This window comes from Cellulosimicrobium sp. 4261 (genome assembly GCF_040546915.1).
Classification (GTDB): Bacteria; Actinomycetota; Actinomycetes; order Actinomycetales; family Cellulomonadaceae; genus Cellulosimicrobium; species Cellulosimicrobium cinnabarinum.
The window spans coordinates 1-25,156 of the sequence record NZ_JBEPOQ010000001.1 but is presented as its reverse complement, the minus strand read 5'-3'; the positions used below and the strand labels follow the sequence as shown (position 1 = coordinate 25,156).

The following is a 25,156-nucleotide window of genomic DNA, read 5'->3' as shown; positions in this document are numbered from 1 at the left end:
GGCCGACGCTCAGGCGAGCGCCTTGGCCTTGAGCTGCGCGAACTCCTCGGGGGTGATGGCACCCGAGTCGAGGAGCGCCTTGGCGTGCGAGATCTGCTCGGCCGGCGACGTCGTCGCGACCTGGCGGATGTAGGCGTCCGTGTCGTGCTTCGCCTGGACGACGGCCGCGGCCTGCCGCTCCGCCATGCCGCGCCCGCGCGCGATGAGGTAGACGAGCGACGTCAGCACGGGCAGGAAGATGAGGAAGATGATCCAGACCGCCTTCCACCACCCCGACAGCTCCCGGTCACGGAACAGGTCCGCGATGATCTGGAAGAGCACGATGAGGTACGCGATGAAGAAGAAGCTCCACACGAGGAGCCAGAAGAAGTCCCAGAAGTCCACGGTCACGCCCTTTCTCGACGGGTACCGCGACGCGACGGCCTGCTGCCCCGCGCCATCAGGGCGAACGTAGCGACGTCGCGACGATCGCGCCCGGCGAGACGCGCGCCCCCCGCCTCACGGCGTCCCGGCCGGCGCCGCGGGCGACGGCCCCGACGGCGCGTCCGGCCCGTCCGACGGCGCACCCGACGGCTCGTCCGACGGGGCCTCCGACCGCTCGCCCGGGGCCCGCCGCGCGCGCACCACGTCGCCCACGATGACCGCGAGCAGGACGCCGTCCGTCGCCCAGTTGAGGGCGAGCGGCGAGAGCCACGCATGGACGGCGAAGAGCACGCCGACCGCGACCGCGCCCAGCACGTGGGGGAGCGACCAGCGCCCGCCCGTCGCGCGCCGGAACAGCGCGTTCCCCACGAGGTACGTCGCCGCCGCCCCGCACACGAGCCCCGCGGTCCAGGCGTCGGCGTGGCCGCCGTCGTGCCCGAGCGGGTGCAGCAGCACGAGCTCGTCGGCGACGGCGGTGAGCACGATCCCGGCGACGATGACGAACGGGACGTACGTGTACGCCGTCTGGGCGACCATGCCGCGCTCGGCGCGCGACGTGAAGTACTCGGTGGCGCGCCGCTCGGAGCGGTCGAAGAACAGCAGCCACATCAGCACGGTGCTCGCGAACGCGGAGCAGAACGCGGACACCGTCGTGAGGTCGAGGGGGAGCTCGGCGAACGCGGCGCCCGTGACGATGATCGACTCGCCCAGGCAGATGATGACGAACAGGCTGACGCGCTCGGCCATGTGCTCGCCGCGGACCACCCACGTGCTCGCACGCGACGCCCCGATCCCGGGGAGCCAGAACATGGCGCGCGGCCCGGCGACGTCGATCGCGGCCGCGGCCACCCACAGCAGCAGCCGGTGCTCCTCGACGAGGCCGCCCGCGACCCACAGCGCGCCTGACGCCGCGAGCCACGTCGTGATGCGGACGAAGTTCACCGCGTTCTCGGGCCACACGCGGCCCATCGCGACCATCGTGAAGACGCTGCGCCCCACCTGCATCGCGACGAGCATGACGGCGAACAGCAGGCCCTTGTCGCCGAACGCCTCCGGGATCGCGCTCGCGAGGACGAGGCCCAGCAGCATGAGCACCACGAGCAGCGCGCGCACGGGCAGGCGCTCGGGGTCGAGCCAGTTCGTCACCCACATCGTGTCGACCCACACCCACCAGACGGCGACGCCGAGCAGGAGCGTGTGGCCGAGCGCCTCGACGCCGGGGTGGGCGATGAGCCCGTGGGAGAGCTGGGTGACCGCGAAGACGAAGACGAGGTCGAAGAACAGCTCGACGTAGCCGACCCGGCTCGAGTCGCCGCCGTCGCCGTGCCGCAGGAGGTCGGTGCGCAGGCCCCAGGGCGGCGGGGGCCGATCGGTGCCGCGGTTCGGGTGCGGTGCGTCCATGCGGGGATGCTCCCACCCCGGGTCACCGTCGGGTCACGATCCCGCGGCGCGTCGGCGGTTCGGCGCGCGCGAGGTCCCGGCGCGGACCACGATGGTCGCGCACCCGTCGCCGACCGAGGAGTCCCCATGGTCCCCGCCCGTCGTCCCGCCGCCCGGACCGCGCGCCTCACCGCGGCGCTCGCGCTCACGGCCACGGTCGCCCTGCTCGGGGCGTGCGCGTCCGACACCGACGCGGGCGGCGACTCCACGAGCGCCACCGGGGAGACCTCTGAGCCCGACGACGGCCCGTCGACGGACCCGTCGACGGAGCCGACCGACGACGCCACCGACGAGCAGCAGGGCCTGCCCGACGCCGCGACGATGGACGTCGTCGCGGGCGCGCACGGCAAGGGCCTGCCGCCCGGCGCGGACGCGCCGACCGAGGGCGGCACGGGTGCCGCGTGGAGCGCCGAGCCGGGCCTGCTGCTCGTCGTGACGTTCGGGTCCAGTTCGTGCCCGCTGCTCGCCGAGGACGACGCCGCGGTCGAGGGGAGCGACGTCGTCGTGTCGTTCGTCGACATCCCCGCCGACACCGCGTGCACCATGGACTACGTCCCCGCGACGTCCGTCGTCGCGGTGCCCGACGACGTGGACACGAGCGCCGACGTGAGCGTCGTGCTCGGGGACCGCGGGACCGTCGTCGTGCCGCCGCCGGCCGAGGGATCGGCCGGCGAGTTCGCCTGGACCGCGGGCTGACGACCCCCGCGGTGAAGAGCGCGTGAAAGGACGGGCCGCCGCCGGTGGGCCGTCTCCCGCGCGGCGGGCGAGCGGCTACCGTGTCCGGGTGACGACGTCCCCCTCCTCCCGCCCCGCTCGCCGCGCCCTGGCCTGCGCCGCGACCCTCGTGCTGGCTCTCGTCGCGGGCGCGTGCTCGGCGCCCCCGAAGCAGCAGACACCGGTCGAGGACGTCGCGACGTCGTCGTCGACGGGCACGGGAGAGACGGGACCGGAGGGCTTCGAGGAGTACTACGGGCAGACCCTCGCGTGGGAGGAGTGCGGGGCCGGCTGGGAGTGCGCGACGGCGCGCGCCCCCCTCTCGTGGCAGGACCCGGCGGCGGGCGAGATCGAGCTCGCGGTCAAGCGCCAGCCCGCGACCGGTGAGCGCATCGGCTCGCTCCTCACCAACCCCGGCGGTCCCGGTGCGTCAGGGGTCGACTTCGTCGCGTCGCTCGCCCCGACCGTCGGCGAGGGCGTCACCGCGGCCTACGACCTCGTGGGCTTCGACCCCCGCGGGGTCGGGCAGTCGTCGCCCGTCGTGTGCCTCGACGACGCCGCCAAGGACGAGTCCCTGTCGCGCGACTTCGACACGGACGAGGCGGGGCTCGAGGCGCTCGCGGAGGACCGGCGCGCGTGGGCCGACGCGTGCGCCGAGAACACGGGCGAGCTGCTCGGCCAGGTCGACACCCAGAACGCCGCGCGCGACATGGACATGCTGCGCGCCGTCCTCGGCGACGAGAAGCTCGCGTACCTCGGCTACTCGTACGGCACGCAGCTCGGGGCCACGTACGCCGGGCTGTTCCCGGACAAGGTCGGCCGCATGGTGCTGGACGGGGCGATCGACACCTCGCTCGACCCGGACGAGATCTCCGAGCAGCAGGCCGTCGGCTTCGAGAACGCCCTGCGCGCGTACGTCGAGGACTGCCAGGCCGGCGCCAAGTGCCCCCTGACGGGCGACACGGACGCGGGGATGCGTCAGATCCGCTCGCTCCTCGACGCCGCGAAGGCGAACCCGCTCCCGACGGACTCGGGCCGACGCGTGACGCAGACGCTCGGCTTCTACGGCGTCGCCGTCACGCTGTACAACGACCAGAGCTGGCCCGTGCTCACGCAGGCGCTCACCGAGGCGATCGAGGAGGGCACCGGCAACGGCCTGCTCTATCTCGCCGACTTCTACAACGACCGGAACGCCGACGGCACGTACGCGTCGAACTCGTCCGAGGCGTTCCGGGCGGTCAACTGCCTCGACGGCCGTCAGGACGACGACCCGGCCGCGATGCAGGCCCAGCTCGAGCGGCTCGAGGAGGAGGCCCCCACGATGGGCTACTTCTTCGCGTTCGGCGGGCTCACGTGCGAGGGCTGGGCGTACCCCGTCGTCGACCAGGAGTTCGACCTCGCCGCGAAGGGCGCCGCGCCGATCCTCGTCATCGGGACGACCAACGACCCGGCCACCCCGTACGTGTGGGCCGAGGGCCTCGCCGACACTCTCGACTCCGCCGTCCTGGTCACCTGGGAGGGTGAGGGGCACACCGCCTACGGCCGCGCGAACGACTGCCTGAGCGACGCCGTCGACGCGTACCTCGTGGACGGGACCGTCCCCGAGGACGGGCTCCGCTGCTGACACGGAGGGGGCCCGACGGCGGCCCGCGGGGCCGCTTTGGAATCTAGCCCGGTCGTTGGGTACAGTAGGCGCTCGTTGCCACCGGTTCGCCGAGCGGACCGGGACGTAGCACGCCGCCTTAGCTCAGTCGGCAGAGCGATTCACTCGTAATGAATAGGTCAAGGGTTCGATTCCCTTAGGCGGCTCCACCACGGCAGAAGGCCGGGTCCTCGGACCCGGCCTTCTGTGCTCCCGGAGCGCGGTGTCGCCGTGGACCCCCGGCCCGCCGCAGAGCCTCGTCGAGCCTCAGCCGACGCGGCGCAGGAGCAGGATCACGCCGCCGGCCGCGGCGGCGACGAGCCCGCCGACACCCACCGCGGCGAAGGTCGGGAAGGCCTCGCCCGCGGGCGGGGGCGGCGCCGTCCGGTCGACGGAGGCGAGCGGGACCCGCACCGGCTCGGGGCCAGCGGTCGTGGGCGCGGCGGTCGGCGTCGGCTCGACGGGAGCGGCCGTCGTCGGGTCCTCCGTCGGCTCCTCGGTCGGCTCCTCGGTGACGTCGGGCTCCGGCGCGTCCGGCGTCTCGACGGGTGCCTCCACGGCCGCCGCGGCGGGCGGCTCCTCGGCCGGGGGTGAGGCGACCGGTGCGTCGGTGGCCGGTGCCGGTGCCGGCGTCGTGGGGGAGGGTTCGGCCTGCGCCGTCGTGCAGACGGGGTCGTCCCCGTTCCAGCGCGCGTGCTGCGCCCGCAGCCCGGACACCTGGGCCCACGTGACGCAGTAGCCGTCGGGGAACGTGCGCGTCGGCACCGAGAAGGCCAGGAACCCGTCCGCGGAGTCGCGCGGGCCGTAGGAGTCGGAGTAGTACCGCTCGCGGCTCCCGTCCGGCGCGCTCACGGCGTAGGAGACGGCGCCCCACTCGGACCAGAGCCGCTCCGGGTCGAACGAGACGCCGTCGACGCTCACCTCGAGCCCGCTCTCGCCGTCCCGGCCGACGGCGGTCGCGGGTGCGGCGGCGACGGCCACCACGAGCACCGCCAGGGGCGCGAGGGCGAGCAGACGGCCAGCGGCGCGCATCAACACCTCCGGGTCGTTCGGGTGTGGTCCGCGGCACATCGTACGCAGTCGTGCGGGCCGGTCCGAACGCCGGGGCGCCCCCTGGGGGCGGCTCAGGCCCCGAGCGTCGCGAGCCACCGGACGACGGCCTCGCACACGGCGGCGTCCTGGCCCTTGAGGTCGTGGGCTCCGGGGAGCTCGACGCGCGTGACAAGACCGGGGATCGCGGCGGTGTGCTCGGCGAGCTCGTCCGGCGTCGCGAACGGGTCGGTGCGCCCGGAGACGAGGAGGACCGGCACGTGGAGGTCGGGGAAGTGCTCCGTCCGCAGCCGCTCGGGCTTGCCCGGCGGGTGCAGCGGGTAGCTGACGAGGGCCAGCCCGGCGGCCGGGAGTCCTTCGGCGACGGCCATCGAGCACATGCGCCCGCCGTACGAGCGGCCGCCGAGCACGAGGCGGTCCGTCGTGGTGCCGAGCTCGGCGGCGAACGCCTCCGCCTCGGCGCGGACGTGCGCGACCGCGACGGGCGGACGGTCGGGCATCCGCTTGCCGGCGATCCGGTAGGGGAAGTCGACGCGGCGCACGGGGACGGGCGGGTCGAGGGCGACCAGCGCCTCGTCGATCGCGACGAGCGCGCGGTGGTCGCGGCTCGCGCCGGCGCCCGGCGTGAGCAGGACGCCGGCGACGGGCCGGTCGTCGGGGGTCGGCGTGGTCACCGTCCCAGTCTCGCAGCGCGCACGACGTTCCTCGCGGTCGAGCACGACCCTCCGCGCGGCCGACCACGAGGTTGCCGTCGTCCTCCGCGGGAGAACGACGGCGACCTCGTGGTCAGCGCGGGCCTCGCGGCCGGGGTCACCGCGGCCCGGGTCACCGCGCCGCGAGCCGCGCCGGGTCGAGGTCGGTGCGACGCAGCAGCTGCGCGTTGAGCGCGACGATCACTGTCGACGCGGACATGAGGATCGCGCCGACCGCCATCGGCATGACGAACCCGACGGGCGCGAGCACGCCCGCGGCGAGCGGTACGGCCGCGATGTTGTAGCCCGCGGCCCACCACAGGTTCTGCTGCATCTTGCGGTACGACGCGTGCGAGAGCTCGATGATCGACAGCACCGCGCGCGGGTCGGAGCTCGCGAGGATCACGCCGGCCGAGGCGATCGCGACGTCGGTGCCGGCGCCGATCGCGATGCCGACGTCCGCCTGGGCGAGCGCCGGGGCGTCGTTGACGCCGTCGCCGACCATCGCGACGACGCGCCCGCCCTGCTGCAGCTCCGCGACCTTCGCGTCCTTGTCCTCGGGGCGCACGCCCGCGAACACCTGGTCGATGCCGAGCTCGCGTCCGACCGCGCGGGCGACGGGCTCGGCGTCGCCGGTGATCATGACGACCCGGATGCCGCGCCGGTGCAGCGCGTCGACGGCCTCGCGCGACTCGGGGCGGATCGCGTCCGCCAGGGCGAACGCACCCACGACCTCGCCGGACCACGAGTCGGACGCGGTGCCGGTGCCGTCGTCGCCCGCGACGACCACGTGCAGGACGGTCGAACCGTCCTCGGCCCACGCGGCGGCGTCGGGCAGGGGGGCGAGGCCGCGCTTGCGCAGGAGGGCGGGACCGCCGACCGCGACGCGGCGGGCGCCGTCCGGGGTCGGGACGGTCGCCTCGACGCCGACGGCCGTGAGCGACCGGAAGTCCGTGGCGCGGGGGACGTCGTCGCCCCGCTCCTCGGCCGCCCGCACGATCGCCCGGGCGAGCGGGTGCTGGCTGTCCGCCTCGGCCGCCGCGGCGAGCGCGAGGAGCGCGGCCTCGGACGTGCCGCCCGCGGTCGCGAGGTGCACGACGACGGGCTCGCCCGCGGTCAGCGTCCCCGTCTTGTCGAACAGGACGGTGTCCACGGTACGCATGCGCTCGAGCGCCAGGCGGTCCTTGACGAGGACGCCCGCCTTCGCGGCACGCTCCGTCGACAGCGAGACGACGAGCGGGATCGCGAGGCCCAGCGCGTGGGGGCACGCGATGACGAGGACGGTGATCGCCCGGATCAGCGCCTGCTCGGGCGTGCCGAGGACGAGCCACAGGCCGATCGTCAGGGCCGCCGCGCCGAGCGCGTACCAGAACAGCCACCCGGCGGCGCGGTCCGCGAGGCGCTGCGTCTTCGTCGAGGACGCCTGCGCGTCCGCGACGAGCCGCTGGATCCCGGCGAGCGCGGTGTCCTCGCCGACGGCCGTGATCCGCACGCGCAGCGCGTCGTCCGTCGCGACGGTCCCGGCGACCACGCCGTCCCCGACCGTCCGGCGCACGGGGCGCGACTCGCCGGTGATCATCGACTCGTCGACGTCCGCGGAGCCCGACGCGACCTCGCCGTCCGCAGGCACGCGCCCGCCCGGCCGGACGACGACCAGGTCGCCCACGCGCAGGTCCGTCGGCGCGACGGTCGTCACGCTCCCGTCCTCGGCGACACGCTCCGCCTCGTCCGGGAGGAGCGCGGCGAGCGAGTCGAGCGCGGACGCGGTCTGCGCGAGCGAGCGCATCTCGAGCCAGTGGCCGAGCAGCATGATGACGACGAGGAGCGCGAGCTCCCACCAGACGTCGAGCTCGTGGGCGAGCACGCCCAGGCTCGCTCCCAGCGAGGACACGAACGCGGCCGTGATGGCGAGCGAGATGAGCGTCATCATCCCGGGCTTGCGGCTCCGCAGCTCGCCCACCGCACCGGTGAGGAACGGGCGCCCGCCCCAGGCGTAGATCACCGTGCCGAGGACGGGGGACACCCAGGGGACCCAGGCTGCGTCGGGCAGGTCGTAGCCCAGGAGCATCGCGAACATGGCGTTCAGCGCGACCGTGGGGACCGCGAGCACGAGCATGATCCAGAACAGGCGGCGGAACTGCCCGACGTGGTCGCCGTGCCCACCGTGCCCGGTCATGTCGTGCCCGCTGTGCCCGCTGTGGCCGCTGTGCGCGGTCATGTCGTGCCCGCCGTGACCGGTCATGTCGTGTCCGCCGTGACCGGCCGCGGCGCGGTCGTCGTGGACGGACGCCTCGTGCCCGGGGTGGTCGTGCGTCGCGTGATCGTGCGTCGCGTGGTCGACGGCGGCGCTCGGTGCCGCTCCGTGGTGCCCGTGCTCCCCCGGCTCGCCGTCCGCGCCGGTCCGGCGCCCGGGGCCGTGCTCCGTGCGGTGGTCCACCGTGTCTCCTCTCGGCCGCTGATACCCCTAGGGGGTATCGCCTCCTCCCGATCATGCCGCGCAGGCACGGATCCGTCAACCGTTCAGGTGCGGGCCGTCAGCGAGAGCGTGGCGTCAGAGCGCCGGGGTGGACTCCCGCAGCACGACCGCGCACCGGACGGCCACGCGCCGGGGCTCGGCGTCGTCGTCCGGGGCGAGAGCCAGGCGCAGCGCCTGCTCGCCGACCTCGGTCAGCGGGATGCGGACCGTCGTCAGGCCGGGGGTGACGTCGCGCAGCGTCACGATGTCGTCGAAGCCGGCCACCGCGACGTCCTCCGGGACGCGCAGCCCGGCCTCGCGCGCCGCCGCCATCGCCCCGACGGCCATGACGTCGTTCACCGCGAAGACGGCGCGGGGCGCGCCGTCGGGCCCTGCGGCACCCACCCGGGCGAGCAGGTCGCGCATCCCGCCGTGGCCGCCGTCGCGCGTGAACGCGCACTCGACGACGGCCTCCGCCGGCACGGGGGACCCCAGCGCGGCGAGCGCGGCGGTGAAGCCCTGCGCGCGGTCCACGGCGGTGCGGTGGCTCGACGGCCCGGCCAGCACGCCGAACGCGCGGTAGCCCAGCCCGTGCAGGGCGCGCGCGAGGTCCGCCGCGCCGTCGGCGTTCGCGATCTCCACCGCGGGCAGGTCGCCGAGCGGCTGCCCGACGAGCGACACGCCGCCCCCCGACGCGCGGTACCGCTCCAGCGCGTGCCGCAGCGCGCCGTCGGCGTCGTCGGCGAGCCGGCCGCCGCCCAGCACCACCGCCCGCGCGCGCTGGCGGTCCATGAGCTCGACGAACGCGCGCTCGCGCTCGGGGGAGTGCCGGGTGCTCGTCAGCGTGACGATGAGCCCGTCGCGGTCGGCGGCCTCCGCGACCCCGGCCGCGAGCGACGAGAAGTACGGGTCCGCGATGTCGTGCACGACGAGCCCGACGCTCGTCGTGCGGCCGCGGGCCATGGCCTGCGCGCTCGGGTCGGGGGAGTACCCGAGCCGGCGCGCGGACGCGAGGACCCGTTCCCGCAGGTCCGGGCGCACGGTGCGGTTCGCGCTCCCGTTGATCGCGCGGGACGCGGTCGCGAGGGAGACGCCGGCGTCACGAGCGACCTCGCTCAGGGTGGGTCCGGGCACGGGACCAGGCTAGCGGGGCGCCCTGTCGCCGGGTGGGCCGCCCCGGGAGCGGTTACGTTCGGGAGAGCCCGGTCGACCGGGCCTCACCACGCCGCAGGAGGTCCCATGTCCCAGGACGCAGCCGCGCCGCGCGGCACGACGGCGGTGCTCGCCCGGGCGCTCGCGCTCGGTGTCGCCGCGGGCTCCCGCAGCAGCCTCGGGGTCGCGGCGCCGGTGCTGGCCGGCCGCGCGCGCCCCGGCGGGTCGGGCCGGTCGGGTCACGGGCCCGGGCCGCTCGCGCGCGGCGCGGCGCTCCTGGGCGTCGTCGGCGAGCTGGTCGGCGACAAGCTGCCCCAGACGCCGAGCCGGCTCGCGCCGCCCGGCCCGGTCCTGCGCGTCGCGAGCGGCGCCGTGGGCGGCGTGCTCGTCGCCCGGCACCGGACCGGTCCCGTCGGGCTGGTCCTCGCCGCCGCGGCGGGGGCCGCGGGCGGGGCTGTCGGGACGTGGGGCGGGGCGGCGTGGCGACGCCTCGCCGTCGGCGAGCGGCCCGACTGGCCGGGCGCCGTCGCGGAGGACGTCACGGCGCTCGTGCTCGCGGCCTGGGCCGTCCGGGCCTGAGCTCCGCGTCTCCAGGGCCGGGGCCCAGGACGGTCCCCGGCCGGGGAGCCGTCCGTCAGCAGCCCGCCTGCTCGTACCGGCACAGCAGCTCCCACGCGGCACGGGCCTGCTCCGAGACCGTCTCGCGGGCCGCGCCGACGGTGCTCTCCCCGCCGTCGAGCGCGACGAGCGCGACCGCGGCACCACGCCGCGTGGTCGCCAGGTAGGTCCCGAGCGCCGTGTCCAGGTCGCCGCTCTCGCCGGACCCGTAGTAGTCCGTGGCGAGCCCGGTGCCCTGGGCGCCGACGTCGACCGCCTCGACCGCGTACGTCGTGCCCTCCGCGCCGCCCTGCGCCGCGCACGCGGCGAGCAGGTCCGCGAGCCGCGCGGCCTCGGCGGTGGCGGCGTCGGCGTCGGCGAACACCGCGACCTGGTGGACCCCCACGACGCCCTCGGCCGCGCCGTCCCCCTCGGTCGCGGTGCGCATCGCCGTGGCGTCCGCGGGGCCGCCGTCGGCGCACGCCTCCGGGAGGTGCCAGTCCGCGACCCCCTCCGCCTCGGCACGCCCGCCTTCCGCACCCCACGCGCCCTCGGGCAGCAGGACGTCGGCGGGCGCGTCCGTCGGGAGCGCCGGGGCGGGAGCGCCGGGCGCCGGGGTCGAGGGTTCCGGGGCCGACGGCTCCGGGGTGCCCGGGGTGTCGCCTGGGGCTGCGGTGCAGGCCGCGAGGACCAGGGCGCTCGCGGCAAGGACGGTCGTCGTCGTCGAGGCTCTCATCCGCACCACCCTGGCAGCGGTGCGCTCGGCTCGCAGGAGCACCTCACGCCCGCCGCAGCCGCGGCTGCGGCCAGCACACCCCACCCGCCGAGCACGGGGTCCGCGACCGTTCTCGTCGCGATCCGGTCGCGGATCGCGTGCTCGCGGGGGCTCGGGCGGAAGGACCGGGGGCTCAGGTGGCCGGGATGCTCGTCACGGTCGTCAGGAGGAACGCCGCGTCCTCGACCGCGCTGACCGCGTGCCGTTCGTGCGTGAGCACGCGCAGCTCGCCCTCGCCGAGCTCGACGTCGCCCTCGCCGAGCGCGGTGACCCGGACCCGCCCGCGCAGCACCTGGATCGACGCCGCGGGCGGGGAGTTGTGCTCCCCGAGCTCGACGCCCGCGCGCAGCGCGAGGATCGTCTGGCGCAGCGGGCCGTCGTGCAGCACGACCTCCGCGCTGCGGCCGTTCGGCGCGGTGCGGGCGTTCGTGAGGTGGGCGTCCGTGAGGAGGTCGACGTTCGTCATCGGGGCTCCGGCCTGTCGGGGAGCTCCATCATGCCGCGCCGCCGACGTCGCTGCCGCCCGTGCCGCGGCCGGGTCGAGCTGGTTGCCGCGACCGGCTCGGGCGGGCGGGGCGCGCCGGTGGCGCGTGCTGGTGGTCTGCCGTGCGGTCCGGAAGAGTGGCCGCCATGCAGGTGGTCTCCGGTCTCCTCGTCGGTCTGTTCGGCCTCGTCTTCACCGTCGGGATGCTGCTGCTCCTCGCCGCGACGGCGCGGCGCGTCATGGGCGCGCCCGTCGGCTGGATCCGCTCGGCGGTCGTGGCCCTCGCGATGCTGTCGGTCGCGTCGTGGGTGCTCACGGGCGGCCTGCTCGACGCCGGCTGGTCGCGCCCGGACGGGACGCTCACGGTCGAGCCGGGCGTCGCGCTCGTCGCCGTCGTGCTCGCGTTCGCGTGGGCGTTCGTGCTCGGGCTGTGCGTGCTGCTCGTGCTCGAGCTCCTCGTCCCGACGGGCTCGGTCCCGGGGCCGTGGCGCGCGCTCCGAGGGCTGCGCCAGGGCCGTCGCGAGACGCGGCGCTACGCCCAGATCCTGGGGATCGGCGTCCGGCACGGCCTCGGTGGGGCGCTCACGCGCGGAGCGCGGCAGCCGGACGGCTCGCGCCTGTCGCGCACCGACCAGCGGCGACAGGCGGCCGCGCTGCGCGACGCCCTGAGCGACGCCGGCGTGACGTTCGTGAAGTTCGGCCAGGTGCTGTCCACGCGCCGGGACCTGCTGCCCGCCGCGTTCGCGGACGCGCTCGCCACGCTCCAGAGCGAGGTCCCGCCCGCGCCGTGGTCGCAGGTGGAGGCGGCCGTCGCGGGCGCGCTCGGGCGTCCGATCGACCAGGCGTTCGCCGACTTCTCGCCGGAGCCGCTCGCCTCGGCATCCGTGGGCCAGGTCCACGCGGCCCGCCTGCTCGACGGGCGCGACGTCGTGGTCAAGGTGCAGCGCCCGGGTGCCCGCGCCCAGGTCGAGACGGACCTCGCGATCCTCGGGCGGCTCGCGCGCCGCATCGAGCGCGACACGGCGTGGGGCCGCTCGCTCGGCGTCGTCGACCTCGCCGACGGCTTCGCCGCGTCGCTGCGCGAGGAGCTCGACTACACGGTCGAGCTGGAGAACACGCTCGCGCTGCGCGCGGCGCTCGCGCGGGGCGCGGCGGAGGACCGGCGCCCCGACGACGACGCCACCGACCTGGCCGCAGGCCCGCGTGTCCGGGTCCCCGACGTCTACCCCGAGCTCTCCGGGACGACGCTGCTCGTCATGGAACGGCTCGACGGCGTTCCCCTCGGCCGCGCCGCGGACGTGCTCTCCGGCCTCGACGACGACGTGCGCGCCGACCTCGCCTCTCGCCTCCTCGCGGCGACGCTCGAGCAGGTGCTGGTCGCGGGCACCTTCCACGCCGACCTCCACCCCGGGAACGTGCTCGTCACCGCCGACGGCCGTCTCGGCCTGCTCGACATGGGCTCCGTCGGCCGGCTCGGCGAGCCCGACCGGCTCGCGCTCGCGGCGGTGCTGCTCGCGGTCGACGCCGACGACGCCGTCGCCGCGACCGACGCCCTCCTCGAGCTGCTCGACGCCCCGGCCGACCTCGACGTGCGCCGCCTGGAGCGCGCCGTCGGGCAGGTGATCGTGCGGTTCCGCGGCGCCGGCGCGAGCGGCGCGATGTTCACCGCGCTCTTCCGGCTCGTCACCGACGCGGGCCTCGCCGTCCCGTCGCAGGTCGCCGCCGCGTTCCGGACGTTCACGTCGCTGGAGGGCACGCTGCGCCTGCTCGACCCCGGGTTCGACCTCGTCGCCGCGGCCCGCGCGACCGCGCAGCCGCTCGTGCGGCGCGTCGTGACACCGCAGGGCCTGCGCGAGCGCGCGACGAGCCTGTTCCTCGGCCTCGCGCCGGAGCTCGAACGGCTCCCGCGCCGGCTCGCGAAGATCACGAGCGACGTCGAGGCCGGGCGGCTCACCGTCACCGTCCGCTCGTTCGCGCACCCCGAGGACCGCGCGTTCCTCACCGGCCTCGTGCAGCAGGTCGTCTCCACGGTCATCGCCGCCGCGGCCGTCGTCGCGGCGGTCGTGCTGGTCTCCGCCGACTCCGGCCCCGAGCTCGTCGAGGGCCTGAGCCTGTTCGCCGTCCTCGGCGCTGCGCTCGGGTTCGTCGGGACCGTGCTCGCCGTGCGCGTCCTCGTGTTCGCGTTCCGGGGGTCGGCCGCGCGCCGCGAGTGACCTCAGGCGTCGTGCGCGCCCGACGGGTGCGTCGCGTCCGCGGGCCGCACGACCGTGACCGGGCAGTGCGCGTACTCGACCGCGTGCCGGCTCACCGAGCCCAGGAGCAGCCGGTCGAACCCGCCGACGCCGCGGTTGCCGAGCACGAGCCGCTCGGCGCGCGACGACGCCTCGATGACCCCCTTCGCGGCGTGCACGTGCTGCACGCTGCGCACGAGGCGGTCGTCGGGCAGGTCGACCCCCGCCGCCTCGAGCGCGGCGTCGAGCTTCTGGGCGGCGAACTTCTCGTAGTCGTCGATGGGCGGTGTCCACCCCCACGAGTCGGGCAGGGGCGCGAGCGAGACGATCTGCCAGCAGAACAGGGCCTCGAGCGTCGCGCCCGTACGGCGCGCGACGTCGGCGCCGTGCCGCAGCGCCTGGACCGACGTCGCCGACCCGTCGACACCGACGACGACGGGCCGCGCGTGGTCGTGGCGCACGTCGGGCGTCCCGCGCACCACGGTCACGGGGACGGTCGCGTGCTGCACGCCGGCGGTCGGCACCGACCCGAGGACCATGCGCCCGAGGCGGCCCCGGCCGCAGCGCCCGAGGACGAGCAGGTCGGCGTCGTCGCCGTCGGCGGCGTCGGGCCGCACGTCGTCCTGGGCGGGCTGCGCGACGCGCGGCTGGGCGAGGGCGAGCAGGACGGCCGCGGGGCTGCCGCGCTCGGCGACGGCCCTCGCGGTCACCACGTCCGGGCCGATCCCCGTGCGGGCGTGCGCGGCGTCGAGCCACTCCTGGGCCAGCGCGCGCTTCTCGTCGGCCACCGTGCCGGGGCCGTCGCCCGGTCCCTGCCGCGACTCGAACGCGAGCACCGCCGTCAGGGGCACCGCCCGGTCCGTCGCCTCGCGCAGCGCCCAGTCGAGCGCGCCGCCCGACTCCTCCGACCCGTCGACACCGACGATCACGCCGCGCATCTCGCCACCTCCGCCCGGTCTGCCGACCGCGTGCGCCGTCGGCGTGCTGTCCCGACGCCGTCGGGGGCGCCGGTGCTCTCTCGACCCTAGGCCGCGCGGGCGCGCCGCGCCCGGGACGGGCGTCCCGAGGTGGTGGACGAGAGTCCCGCGTCGCGTCGACACGGGCGGCACGCGGCGCGCCGCGGGGAGGCGGTCAGAACCGCGGGTCGGGCTCGTCCTGGAGGATGTTGCGCAGGGGGCGGGTGACGACGTCGACCCGCGCGAGCAGGTCCGCCGGGCCCGAGACGACGAGCGCCCGGTCCCCGACCGGCACGTACACCGCGGCGTGCTCCCGCACGGTGACGTACAGGCAGGGGCGCGTCTCGCCGTCGACCCGGAACGTGGTGCGCACGACGGGCGCGACGTCCACCTCCTCGACGATCGCGCGCATCGCGGCGCGGTACTCCTGGTAGGAGTCGAGGAAGTCGTCGTCGCCGGGGGTGTCCGAGTGCAGCGGCGCGGCGAGCGCACCGCTGAGCGCGGTGCGGGCGATGTCCTCGGCCTGCTCGTCGTGCGCGGCCCGCACCCGCAGCGTCTCGACGTCGAGCGTCTCGCCCGTGAACGACACGTAGGAGCGCAGGAAGCGCTCCTCGGCCGGGTCGTGCGCGCCGTGGCCGGCGCCCGTCAGCGTCTCCTCGTCGAGGTCGAGGCCCCAGGTGAGCGGGTCGTCGACCTCCGCGACGGCGCCGTGGAACCGGGCGACCACCTGCTCCCACGACGCGGGCGAGCCCGCGGGGCGTGCCTCTCGCTCGTCCGCGTCCGGTGCGGGGGTGTCCTCCGGCGGCTGTTCCGGTTGGTGCATCGCTCTTCGCCACCCTTCTGGACGTCGTGCGGGGCGCACTCCCGAGCCTGCCCGTGGCGCGGGCCGCGGTCAACGCCTCGGGCGCGTGTCGGACCGGGTGATCTCCTGCGTCGTGCTCCCGGGACCGCCCGGCAGGTCACGGCCCGACCTCTCTTTCACGCCCCTGGCGAACAACGGCATACGGAGGGGGTGCGGCTCGTTCGAACCGCATAGAGTCAATGCGGTCAGGCTTGTACCCGTCGTCCGGCGGGCAGGTGTACGCCGCTCACGAGGAGCAGCACATGTTCGAGAGATTCACAGACCGAGCCCGTCGGGTCGTCGTCCTCGCCCAGGAAGAGGCGCGGATGCTCAACCACAACTACATCGGCACCGAGCACATCCTCCTCGGCCTCATCCACGAGGGCGAGGGTGTCGCGGCCAAGGCGCTGGAGTCCCTCGGGATCTCCCTCGACGGCGTCCGCACCCAGGTGACCGAGATCATCGGCGAGGGTCAGCAGGCCCCGAGCGGGCACATCCCGTTCACGCCGCGCGCCAAGAAGGTGCTCGAGCTGTCGCTGCGCGAGGCGCTCCAGCTCGGTCACAACTACATCGGCACCGAGCACATCCTGCTCGGCCTCATCCGCGAGGGCGAGGGCGTCGCCGCCCAGGTCCTGACGAAGATGGGCGCCGACCTCAACAAGGTGCGCCAGCAGGTCATCCAGCTCCTGTCCGGCTACCAGGGCAAGGAGCCGGTCGCCGCCGGCGGCCCCACCGAGGGCCAGCCGTCGGGCTCGGCCGTGCTCGACCAGTTCGGGCGCAACCTCACCCAGGCCGCGCGCGAGGGCAAGCTCGACCCGGTCATCGGGCGCAGCCTCGAGATCGAGCGCGTCATGCAGGTCCTGAGCCGCCGCACCAAGAACAACCCCGTCCTCATCGGCGAGCCCGGCGTCGGCAAGACGGCCGTCGTCGAAGGTCTCGCCCAGGACATCGTCCGCGGCGACGTCCCCGAGACGCTGAAGGACAAGCAGCTCTACACGCTCGACCTCGGCGCGCTCGTCGCCGGGTCGCGCTACCGCGGTGACTTCGAGGAGCGCCTCAAGAAGGTGCTCAAGGAGATCCGCACGCGCGGCGACATCATCCTCTTCATCGACGAGATCCACACCCTCGTGGGAGCGGGTGCCGCCGAGGGCGCGATCGACGCCGCGAGCATCCTCAAGCCGATGCTCGCGCGCGGCGAGCTGCAGACCATCGGCGCGACGACGCTCGACGAGTACCGCAAGCACGTCGAGAAGGACCCGGCCCTGGAGCGTCGCTTCCAGCCCATCCAGGTCGCCGAGCCGTCGCTCACGCACGCCATCGAGATCCTCAAGGGCCTGCGCGATCGCTACGAGGCGCACCACCGCGTGTCCATCACGGACTCCGCGCTCGTCTCCGCGGCCACGCTCGCGGACCGGTACATCAACGACCGGTTCCTCCCGGACAAGGCGATCGACCTCATCGACGAGGCGGGCGCGCGCCTGCGCATCCGCCGCATGACGGCCCCGCCGGAGCTCAAGGAGCTCGACGAGGAGATCGCCGAGGCGCGCCGCGAGAAGGAGTCCGCGATCGACGCGCAGGACTTCGAGAAGGCCGCCGGCCTGCGCGACAAGGAGAAGCAGCTCACCGCGAAGCGCGCCGACAAGGAGAAGGCGTGGAAGTCCGGTGACCTGGACACCGTCGCGGAGGTCGACGAGGAGCTGATCGCCGAGGTCCTGGCCATGGCCACGGGCATCCCGGTCTTCAAGCTCACCGAGGAGGAGTCCAGCCGCCTGCTCCACATGGAGGACGAGCTGCACAAGCGCGTCGTCGGCCAGGAGGCCGCGATCAAGGCGCTGTCGCAGGCGATCCGCCGTACGCGTGCGGGCCTCAAGGACCCGAAGCGCCCCGGTGGGTCCTTCATCTTCGCCGGCCCCACGGGCGTCGGGAAGACGGAGCTGGCCAAGGCGCTCGCCGAGTTCCTCTTCGGGGACGAGGACGCGCTCATCCAGCTCGACATGTCGGAGTTCTCCGAGAAGCACACCGTCTCGCGGCTGTTCGGCTCGCCCCCCGGCTACGTCGGGTACGACGAGGGTGGTCAGCTCACGGAGAAGGTGCGGCGCAAGCCGTTCTCGGTCGTCCTGTTCGACGAGGTGGAGAAGGCCCACGCGGACATCTTCAACTCGCTCCTGCAGATCCTCGAGGACGGTCGTCTGACCGACTCGCAGGGCCGGGTCGTGGACTTCAAGAACACCGTCATCATCATGACGACCAACCTCGGCACGCGGGACATCGCCAAGGGCGTCCAGACCGGCTTCAACGCCGGCGGCGACCTGGTCACGTCCTACGAGCGCATGAAGGCGAAGGTCAACGACGAGCTCAAGCAGCACTTCCGGCCTGAGTTCCTCAACCGCGTCGACGACGTGGTGGTCTTCCCGCAGCTCTCGCAGAACGAGATCATCCAGATCGTCGACCTGATGATCGCCCGTCTCGACGCCCGCCTGCGGGACAAGGACATGGGCATCGAGCTCACGCAGCCCGCGAAGCACCTCCTCGCGGAGAAGGGCTACGACCCGGTCCTGGGTGCTCGTCCGCTGCGCCGCGCGATCCAGCGCGACATCGAGGACGTGCTCTCCGAGAAGATCCTGTTCGGCGAGCTCAAGGCCGGCGAGATCGTCCTGGTCGACGCCGAGGGCGAGGGCCTGCTCGGGGAGTTCACCTTCCGGGGCGTCTCGAAGGGCGAGCACGACCGCGGCCCGGTGAGCGTGGGCGCGGCCGCCGCGCTCGACGCCCCCACCGGCGTCTCGGTCCGCGACCTGCCCCCGACGGGCGAGCTGCAGGCCGGCGCGGAGTGACGCACTCCTGAACGCCTGACACACGGGCCCCGATCCTCCTCCGGGAGGGTCGGGGCCCGTCGTCGTCCCGGCACCCTGCGGCACCGTCGCCAGAGCGCGAGACGCGGTCCGTTCGGTACGGCAACACCGTCGAGCAGCGCCTGCTCGACCTCCCGCGGGGGTGAGGTGCTCGGCGATGATGGGTGGACCGTCGCGGCGGCAATCCCCGCGCGGACGCGGCTCGGCGCGGAGTACCGTCCGGGACGTGGACCAGAGCCCGCTCGACGACCTGACCGCCCGCCTGCGCGCCGCGGGGTGCGTCTTCGCGGAGGACGAGGCCGCGCTCCTCGCCGAGCGGGCCGACGACGCCGCGCACCTCGAGGCGCTCGTCGCGCGCCGGGTCGCGGGCGAGCCGCTCGAGCACGTCCTCGGGTACGTCGACTTCCACGGGCTGCGGGTCGCCGTCGACCCGGGGGTGTTCGTGCCGCGCCAGCGCACCACGCTGCTCGTCGACGAGGCGGTCGCGCTCGGGCGACGAGCGGGGCCGGCGGTCGTCGTCGTCGACCTGTGCTGCGGCGCCGGGGCGCTGGGGCTCGCGACCGCGGTGGGTCTCGGCGGCGACACGACCGTCTCGCTGCACGCGAGCGACGTGGACCCGGCCGCCGTCGCGTGCGCGGCGCGCAACGTCGCGGCCGTCGGCGGCACCGCGTCCGCGGGCGACCTGTTCGACCCGCTGCCGCCCGGTCTGCGCGGCCGGGTCGACCTGCTCCTCGCCAACGTGCCGTACGTCCCGACGACCGAGATTGCGCTCCTGCCGCGCGAGGCGCGCGACCACGAGGCGCACGTCGCGCTCGACGGCGGCGGCGACGGGCTGGACGTGCTGCGCCGCGTCGCGGCCGAGGCGTCCGCCTGGCTCGCCCCCGGCGGCCACCTGCTCACCGAGTCCGGCGAGCGTCAGGCGGCGGGCGCCGTCGCGGTGCTCGACCGTGCCGGCCTCGTCGCGCGCGTCGTCCGGGACGACGAGATCGGCGCGACGATCGTCGTCGGGACGCTCCCCGCCGAGACGTGAGAAGTGGCCCCCGGGACGCGCCTGCGAGGGGCCGCTTCTCACGTCTCGTCAGGCTTCCGCACGCGCCGGCGGCGCCGGTCGAGGAACGCCGGGGCGAGGCCTAGGCCGAGGCGGGCCGCAGCAGTGCGCGGATCTCCTTCTCGGCCTGCGTGGGCGTGAGCGCGCGGCAGCCGAGCGACTCCCAGTGCCGCACGAGCGTGGGCTCGGCGCGCAGCAGCGCCCACCCGCGCCGGAACAGCGTGAGCGGCGGTTTGCGCATCTCGGCGAGGTCGCGCAGGAGGCGGAACCAGAACGTCACGAGCCGGGGACGGTACAGGCAGATCGCGTCGGCCAGGACGTCCTGCGCGCGGCAGGCCGCGACGATCTCCGCCGCGAAGATGCCCTCGGCGAGCACGACGCGCGAGCCCGTCACGTCGACGTGGGTCGTGCCGGTGCGGAGCGACGTCGGGATGTCGTAGACCGGCACGTCGGTGTGGCCCGTGCGCGCGAGGTCGACGAGCGCCGCGACCGCGCCCTCGGCGTCCCACGAGCGGGGGTCGTCCCAGTCCACGATGCCGAAACGCTGCGGCAGGTCGGGGTGGTCGTGGTCGAGGTAGAAGTCGTCGAGCGCGACGACCGGGAGCCCGAGCCGGCGGGTGAGCGACGTCTTGCCCGAGCCCGACGCGCCGGTGAGCAGCACGATCCGCGTCGGCACCTCGCGCGACCCCGGCGGGAGGTCGAACAGCGCCGGGTCCCCGGCGGGTCCGGTCGGCACCGGGTCGGTCCGGGTGGCGGCGTCGGTGGGGCCGCCGTCGGCGTCGTGCTGAGGGTCGCTCACGGGACACCATTGTCGCAGCGTCCCGCGCGAGCCACGGGGCGCGCCGTCGGGAGCGGCGCGTAGCCTTCCCCGGTGACCGCTCCGGACCCCGCCGCCCTGCTCGCCCGCGACGCCCTCGACCGCCTCGACCGGTGGGAGCCCGTGGATCCCCGTCAGGAGGCGCTCGCGGCGGAGTACCGCGCGTTCGTCCGCGGCGACGCCGGGCCGCGCGCCGAGGCGGTGCGGCGTGACGGCGGTCCGCAGCACCTCACGGCGAGCTGTTTCGTGCTCAGCCCGGGGCTCGACCACGTGCTGCTGTGCTTCCACCGCAAGGGCAGGTTCTGGGTCCAGGTGGGCGGCCACACCGAGCCGGAGGACACGACGCTCGCCGGTGCCGCCTACCGCGAGGCGCGCGAGGAGAGCGGCATCGAGGACCTCGTCCCGTTCGACCCGGACCCCGAGCCGGGCGTCCCGTTCGACGCGGACCCCGAGGCGGGCGTGGGGTCCGTGGCCGGGCCCCGGGCCGGCGCCGCGCCGTCCGCCCCGGTCGACGTGCACCGGCACGACCTCGCCGCGGCGTTCGGCACGTGCCGGACGCACTGGGACGTCGGGTTCGTCGCGTTCGCCGACCCGGACGCGCGCACGGTCGTCAGCGACGAGAGCGAGGACGTCGCCTGGTTCCCGGTGGACGCGCTGCCGCCCGGCACGCCCGACGACTTCCCGGTGCGCCTGGCGACGGTCCTCGCGGAGGTGCGGCACCGCCGTCGGGCAGGCATCCCCACGAGGTAGAGCCCCGGTCGCGCGAGGTAGAGCCCTGGTCACGACCAGGGCGCTACCTCGGCGGACCGGGGCTCTACCTCGGCGGACCGGAGCTCTACCTCGGCGGGGCGAGGACGACGTGCAGGGTGCGGGGGCCGTGCACGCCCTCGACGCGGGAGAGCTCGATGTCGCTCGTCGCGCTCGGGCCGCTGATCCACGTCTGCGGACGCTCGGGGTGCGCGGCGAGCAGGCGCACGGCCTCGGGCACGGACTGCACCACCTGGTCCGTGCGCACGACGCACACGTGGAGGTCGGGGACGAGCGTGATCGCGCGGCGGCCCTGGTCGGGCTCGCCGTCGAGCACGATCGTGCCGGTGTCGCCGATCGCGACACGCGCCGCGGTGACGACGGCGTCCGTGCGGTCGAGCTCGTCAGGCGTGCGCGGGTCGTCGCGCGCGTCCCGCACGACGGCGGTCCCCGCGCCCAGGGCCGCGAGCCACGCCGCGTCGAGACCGGCCGGGACGACGACGGACGTCGCGTCGACGAGCAGGTCGGCGACGACCGTGGCCACGTCCGCCGACGTCTCCGCGCGGTGCACGTGCGCCCGGTAGTCGACGAGCCGGTCGACGAGCACGTCCACGACCTCGGGCGACCCGGGGGCGAGCTCGCCGTGCTCGCGGTAGGCGCGCGGGGCGGTGCCCGACGCCGCGAGGCCGGCCGTCGCCGTCGACCCGCCGAGCGCGGTGCGCACGCGGGCGAGGACGTCGTCGCGCGCGCTCACCGGTCCTCGCCTCCCTCGGTGCGGGGCTCGTCGGACGGGCGGTCGCGCCACCAGTCGCGGAAGGTCTGCTTCGCGGGCGCCGGGAGGTCGCGCGAGCGGGTCCACGCGGACGCGGGCGGCGGGAGGGTCGAGATCCGGCCCTTCGGCCCGGCGACCAGGCGTCCGACCCCCGCCGCCTTCTCCGCGAGCTCGAACCGCCGCGCGTCGGACATGACGAACGACGCCGCCTTCATCGCGGCGCCCCACCCGGTGGGGCGGCCGCGGTCGGCGTCGACCTCGCGTGCGCGCAGCTCCACGAGGATCGACGGGATGTCGATCTTCACGGGGCACACCTCGTAGCACGCGCCGCACAGCGTCGAGGCGTAGGGGAGGGACGCGTTCGGGTCGTGGTGGCCGGAGAGGCCACCGGAGGACTTCGTGAGCTGCGGCGTGAGGATCGCGCCGATCGGGCCGGGGTACACCGAGCCGTACGCGTGGCCGCCCACCCGCTCGTACACCGGGCACACGTTGAGGCACGCGGAGCAGCGGATGCAGTGCAGCGCGGCCCGCCCGACCTCGTCGGCGAGGACGTCGGTGCGCCCGTTGTCGAGCAGGACGAGGTGGAACTCCTGCGGGCCGTCGCCGGGCGTGACGCCCGTCCACAGGGACGTGTACGGGTTCATGCGCTCGCCCGTGGACGACCGCGGCAGGAGCTGGAGGAACACCTCCAGGTCCGTGTACGTGGGCACGACCTTCTCGATCCCCATGACGGTGATGAGCGTCTCGGGGAGCGTGAGGCACATGCGCCCGTTGCCCTCGGACTCGACGACGGTCAGCGTCCCCGTGTCCGCGACGCCGAAGTTCGCGCCGCTGATCGCGACCTTCGCCGAGAGGAACTTGCGGCGCAGGTGGGCGCGCGCGGCCATCGCGAGCTCGCGCGGGACGTCCGACAGGTCGGGCGGGGCGTCACCCATGCGGGCGAGGAAGATCTCGCGGATCTCCGCCCGGTTGCGGTGGATCGCGGGCACGAGGATGTGCGACGGCATGTCGTCGGCGAGCTGCACGATGAGCTCCGCGAGGTCCGTCTCGTACGCCGCGATCCCCTCGGCGGCGAGCGCCTCGTTGAGCCCCGTCTCCTGCGTCGCCATGGACTTCACCTTGACGACCTCGTCGACGCCCTTGGCCTTGACGAGGTCCGCGACGATCCGGTTCGCCTCGTCCGCGTCGCGCGCCCAGTGCACGACGCCGCCCCGCGCCACGACGTTGCGCTCCAGCTCCTCGAGGAGCTCGGGCAGGCGTGCCATGACGTCGGTCTTGATCGCGGAGCCGGCGTCGCGCAGCGCCTCCCAGTCCGGCACCTCGCCGACGACGGCGGCGCGCTTGGCGCGGATGGTCGACGTCGCGTGCGCGAGGTTGCGCCGCAGCTGCGTGTTCTGGAGCGCCTCGCGCGCCGCGTCGGGGAACCACCCGCCCCAGCGCAGCGGGGCGTCCGGGCGCGGGACGTCGCCGAACGCGTCCGACGCCGCCCCCGCACCCGCCGAGGTGCCGTGGCCGCCCGGGTGGGCGACGTCGTCGGGCAGGGTGCGCGCGCCCCGCCGGACGGGCAGGCCGAGGAACGTGCGGCTCACCGGGTACCCCCACGTGTCGACGGGCCGACCCCGGCGGGGGCGGGCGTGTCCTTCGTGGAGGCGAGGATCTCCGCGAGGTGCAGCGTGCGGACGCCCGCGCGGATGCGCGACAGGCCGCCGCCGATGTGCATGAGGCACGACGCGTCGCCGGCGGTGAGGACCTCGGCGCCCGTCGACTTCACGTGCGTCATCTTGTCGGCGAGCATCGCCGTCGACGTCTCGGCGTTCTTCAGCGCGAAGGTGCCGCCGAACCCGCAGCACGCCTCCGCCGCGGGCAGCTCGACGAGGTCGATGCCCTCGACCGCGCGCAGGAGGCGCAGCGGCTTGTCGCCGACGTGGAGCATGCGCAGCGAGTGGCACGTCGGGTGGTAGGTGACCCGGTGGGGGAAGGAGGCGCCGACGTCGGTCACGCCGAGCACGTCGACGAGCAGCTCGGACAGCTCGTACGTCTTCGCGGCGACCGCGTCGGCGGTGCGCGCGAGGTCGTCGAGCCCGGCCCGTCGGCAGACCATCGCCTGCTGGTGCCGTACGGATCCCGTGCAGGACCCGGACGGGACGACGACGGCGTCCCACTCGCCGTCGAGCACGGGGGAGAACGCCTCGACGTGGTTGCGCACCACCGGGACCGCCTCGTCGAGGTACCCGGTGTTGACGTGCATCTGTCCGCAGCAGGTCTGCCGCTCGGGGAAGAACACCTCGTGGCCGAGGCGCTCGAGGAGGAGGGCGGTGGCGCGCGGTGCCTGGGGGAACATCACGTCGCCGATGCAGGTCGCGGTGAGGGCTATGCGCATCAGGGCTCCGGGGAGGCGAGTCGGGTCCAGTCTCGCCGGGCCGCGTCGTCGCCGCTCGCCGAGACCGCCGCGGTGAGGCGCCGCGGCTGTGGTCTGACCACAGGCCGTCCACTGTAGACCACGACGGCCGCGTGGTCTGACCACAGCGAGCCGGGGTCGCCTACCCTGAGCGGGTGCGCACCCACGAACGCGTCCTCGCCCGCATCGAGGCGGACCTCGCAGCGGGCCGCTGGGCGCTCGGCGAGCGCCTCCCGGCCGAGCGCGCGCTCGCCGAGGAGCTCGGTGTCTCGCGCCCCTCGGTGCGCGAGGCGCTCCGCGTGCTCGAGGCCATGGGCATCGTGCGCACCGCCGTGGGCTCCGGGCCCGACGCCGGCGCGACCGTCGTCGACCGGCCCGCCGCGGGCCTGGGAGCGGCCGTGCGCCTGCACGTCGCGTCCGGGACGCTCGCGGTGCGCGACGTCGTCGAGACGCGCGTCCTGCTCGAGACGTGGGCCGTCCGCGCGGCGGGGGACCGGGGCGCCGGGGACGGCGAGGAGGTCGTGGCGACGCTCGCGGAGGCCGACGCCCTGCTCGACCGCATGGACGACCCGGCGCTGCCCGCTGCCGACTTCCGCGAGCTCGACGCGACGTTCCACGTGCTGCTCGTCCGGCTCGCGGGCAACGCGCTCGTCGAGGCCGTCATGACCGGGCTGCGCGGCGCGATCGAGTCGTACGTCGCCGCGGGCAGCGCGGCGCTGCCGTCGTGGGAGCGGACCGCCGCACGCCTGCGCGCCGAGCACCGCGCCGTGCTCTCCGCCGTCGCGGAGGGCGACGGCGAGCGCGCGGCCCGCGAGGTGCGTGCCCACATCGAGGGGTTCTACGCCGAGACGGGCCTCTGAGGGCCGGTCGCGGTACGGCCGCCGGACGAAGGTGCCGCGGGGGTGCCCGACGGTGGCGCCACCGCGAGATCGGCCTGAGCGTCCGAGATCGACCCGCGGTGGGTCGATGTCGTGACGGCTAGGGCGTGTCTCCCAACTCTGAGTGGAGGCGGGCGGCCAGACTCACGGGCGTGAGTCGGTTCCAGGTCTTGTCGGACGAACAGTGGGAGCGGA

At 75.3% G+C, this 25,156-nt stretch carries 22 protein-coding genes and 1 tRNA gene; 9 read left to right on the top strand and 14 right to left on the bottom strand.

Translation table 11 applies throughout. The annotated features are described in order from the left end of the window. Nucleotides 1–9 precede the first annotated feature (9 nt). Together ABIE39_RS00115 and ABIE39_RS00110 are read right to left on the bottom strand one after the other, a co-directional pair. Nucleotides 10–390, bottom strand: a complete 381-nt coding sequence (locus ABIE39_RS00115) for an SHOCT domain-containing protein (RefSeq protein ID WP_108051002.1) — start codon at nt 388–390, stop codon at nt 10–12. Nucleotides 391–498: 108 nt separating this feature from the next. After that, nucleotides 499–1,824 carry a low temperature requirement protein A gene (locus tag ABIE39_RS00110; RefSeq protein ID WP_209828356.1) on the bottom strand — a complete coding sequence of 442 codons (1,326 nt, stop codon included), beginning with the start codon at nt 1,822–1,824 and terminating at the stop codon, nt 499–501. 126 nt (nt 1,825–1,950) lie between these two features. Here ABIE39_RS00110 and ABIE39_RS00105 point away from each other — a divergent pair, with 126 nt between their 5' ends. The 3 genes from ABIE39_RS00105 (at nt 1,951) to ABIE39_RS00095 (ending at nt 4,389) form a co-directional block, all read left to right on the top strand. After that, nucleotides 1,951–2,559, top strand: coding sequence for a hypothetical protein (locus tag ABIE39_RS00105; RefSeq protein ID WP_354049875.1), 609 nt, complete (start codon nt 1,951–1,953; stop codon nt 2,557–2,559). A gap of 88 nt (nt 2,560–2,647) precedes the next feature. Next, on the top strand, nt 2,648–4,201 hold the full coding sequence (locus ABIE39_RS00100) for an alpha/beta hydrolase (RefSeq protein WP_354049873.1): 1,554 nt from the start codon (nt 2,648–2,650) through the stop codon (nt 4,199–4,201). A 112-nt stretch (nt 4,202–4,313) separates the two neighbouring features. After that, a tRNA-Thr gene (locus ABIE39_RS00095) sits at nt 4,314–4,389 on the top strand. A 97-nt stretch (nt 4,390–4,486) separates the two neighbouring features. On the opposite strand, the gene ABIE39_RS00090 is transcribed toward ABIE39_RS00095, so the two are convergent. The 4 genes from ABIE39_RS00090 to ABIE39_RS00075 form a co-directional block, all read right to left on the bottom strand. Continuing rightward, nucleotides 4,487–5,251 carry a hypothetical protein gene (locus tag ABIE39_RS00090; RefSeq protein ID WP_209828361.1) on the bottom strand — a complete coding sequence of 255 codons (765 nt, stop codon included), beginning with the start codon at nt 5,249–5,251 and terminating at the stop codon, nt 4,487–4,489. Between the two features lie 92 nt (nt 5,252–5,343). After that, the gene (locus ABIE39_RS00085; protein WP_209828363.1) at nt 5,344–5,943 is read right to left on the bottom strand and encodes an alpha/beta hydrolase family protein; all 600 of its coding nucleotides are present in this window, start codon (nt 5,941–5,943) and stop codon (nt 5,344–5,346) included. A 151-nt stretch (nt 5,944–6,094) separates the two neighbouring features. Then, nucleotides 6,095–8,398, bottom strand: coding sequence for a heavy metal translocating P-type ATPase (locus tag ABIE39_RS00080; RefSeq protein ID WP_502914818.1), 2,304 nt, complete (start codon nt 8,396–8,398; stop codon nt 6,095–6,097). A 114-nt stretch (nt 8,399–8,512) separates the two neighbouring features. Beyond that, complete coding sequence (locus tag ABIE39_RS00075; protein WP_354049870.1) at nt 8,513–9,550, bottom strand: LacI family DNA-binding transcriptional regulator; 1,038 nt, start codon at nt 9,548–9,550, stop codon at nt 8,513–8,515. A gap of 105 nt (nt 9,551–9,655) precedes the next feature. Here ABIE39_RS00075 and ABIE39_RS00070 point away from each other — a divergent pair, with 105 nt between their 5' ends. Next, on the top strand, nt 9,656–10,147 hold the full coding sequence (locus tag ABIE39_RS00070) for a hypothetical protein (RefSeq protein WP_354049868.1): 492 nt from the start codon (nt 9,656–9,658) through the stop codon (nt 10,145–10,147). Between the two features lie 55 nt (nt 10,148–10,202). On the opposite strand, the gene ABIE39_RS00065 is transcribed toward ABIE39_RS00070, so the two are convergent. Both ABIE39_RS00065 and ABIE39_RS00060 read right to left on the bottom strand, forming a co-directional pair. Further along, a complete protein-coding gene (locus tag ABIE39_RS00065; RefSeq protein ID WP_354049866.1) occupies nt 10,203–10,901 on the bottom strand; it encodes a hypothetical protein in 699 nt (232 codons plus the stop codon). A gap of 172 nt (nt 10,902–11,073) precedes the next feature. Further along, nucleotides 11,074–11,406, bottom strand: a complete 333-nt coding sequence (locus tag ABIE39_RS00060; protein ID WP_209828365.1) for a cupin domain-containing protein — start codon at nt 11,404–11,406, stop codon at nt 11,074–11,076. Nucleotides 11,407–11,570: 164 nt separating this feature from the next. Here ABIE39_RS00060 and ABIE39_RS00055 point away from each other — a divergent pair, with 164 nt between their 5' ends. Then, nucleotides 11,571–13,637 carry an ABC1 kinase family protein gene (locus tag ABIE39_RS00055; protein WP_354049864.1) on the top strand — a complete coding sequence of 689 codons (2,067 nt, stop codon included), beginning with the start codon at nt 11,571–11,573 and terminating at the stop codon, nt 13,635–13,637. A gap of 2 nt (nt 13,638–13,639) precedes the next feature. Here ABIE39_RS00055 and ABIE39_RS00050 read toward each other — a convergent pair whose 3' ends face one another. Together ABIE39_RS00050 and ABIE39_RS00045 are read right to left on the bottom strand one after the other, a co-directional pair. Next, nucleotides 13,640–14,593 (bottom strand): universal stress protein, encoded by a 954-nt coding sequence (locus ABIE39_RS00050; RefSeq protein WP_354049862.1) that lies wholly within the window; start codon nt 14,591–14,593, stop codon nt 13,640–13,642. Nucleotides 14,594–14,786: 193 nt separating this feature from the next. After that, nucleotides 14,787–15,434 carry a hypothetical protein gene (locus ABIE39_RS00045; RefSeq protein ID WP_255436953.1) on the bottom strand — a complete coding sequence of 216 codons (648 nt, stop codon included), beginning with the start codon at nt 15,432–15,434 and terminating at the stop codon, nt 14,787–14,789. A 281-nt stretch (nt 15,435–15,715) separates the two neighbouring features. Between ABIE39_RS00045 and ABIE39_RS00040 the strand changes: the two genes are divergently transcribed. After that, entirely contained in the window at nt 15,716–18,283 is a 2,568-nt protein-coding gene (locus tag ABIE39_RS00040; RefSeq protein WP_175007637.1) for an AAA family ATPase, read from the top strand. Nucleotides 18,284–18,527: 244 nt separating this feature from the next. After that, nucleotides 18,528–19,331 (top strand): putative protein N(5)-glutamine methyltransferase, encoded by an 804-nt coding sequence (locus ABIE39_RS00035; RefSeq protein ID WP_354049860.1) that lies wholly within the window; start codon nt 18,528–18,530, stop codon nt 19,329–19,331. 100 nt (nt 19,332–19,431) lie between these two features. On the opposite strand, the gene ABIE39_RS00030 is transcribed toward ABIE39_RS00035, so the two are convergent. Further along, nucleotides 19,432–20,148 carry a uridine kinase family protein gene (locus ABIE39_RS00030; protein WP_354049858.1) on the bottom strand — a complete coding sequence of 239 codons (717 nt, stop codon included), beginning with the start codon at nt 20,146–20,148 and terminating at the stop codon, nt 19,432–19,434. Nucleotides 20,149–20,220: 72 nt separating this feature from the next. Here ABIE39_RS00030 and ABIE39_RS00025 point away from each other — a divergent pair, with 72 nt between their 5' ends. Then, a complete protein-coding gene (locus tag ABIE39_RS00025) occupies nt 20,221–20,916 on the top strand; it encodes an NUDIX hydrolase (protein WP_255436955.1) in 696 nt (231 codons plus the stop codon). An 85-nt stretch (nt 20,917–21,001) separates the two neighbouring features. On the opposite strand, the gene ABIE39_RS00020 is transcribed toward ABIE39_RS00025, so the two are convergent. From ABIE39_RS00020 to ABIE39_RS00010, 3 genes are read right to left on the bottom strand one after another with little or no spacing between them, the layout of a single operon-like run. Next, on the bottom strand, nt 21,002–21,667 hold the full coding sequence (locus ABIE39_RS00020; protein ID WP_175007638.1) for an LUD domain-containing protein: 666 nt from the start codon (nt 21,665–21,667) through the stop codon (nt 21,002–21,004). Continuing rightward, nucleotides 21,664–23,274, bottom strand: coding sequence for a LutB/LldF family L-lactate oxidation iron-sulfur protein (locus tag ABIE39_RS00015; protein WP_502914817.1), 1,611 nt, complete (start codon nt 23,272–23,274; stop codon nt 21,664–21,666). Before ABIE39_RS00015 ends, ABIE39_RS00020 begins: the two co-directional genes overlap by 4 nt. Then, nucleotides 23,271–24,065: a (Fe-S)-binding protein gene (locus tag ABIE39_RS00010; protein ID WP_354049856.1), complete on the bottom strand. Its 795-nt coding sequence runs from the start codon at nt 24,063–24,065 to the stop codon at nt 23,271–23,273. Before ABIE39_RS00010 ends, ABIE39_RS00015 begins: the two co-directional genes overlap by 4 nt. Nucleotides 24,066–24,238: 173 nt before the next feature. Here ABIE39_RS00010 and ABIE39_RS00005 point away from each other — a divergent pair, with 173 nt between their 5' ends. Then, a complete protein-coding gene (locus ABIE39_RS00005; RefSeq protein WP_354049854.1) occupies nt 24,239–24,943 on the top strand; it encodes a FadR/GntR family transcriptional regulator in 705 nt (234 codons plus the stop codon). The last annotated feature ends 213 nt before the right edge of the window (nt 24,944–25,156 follow it).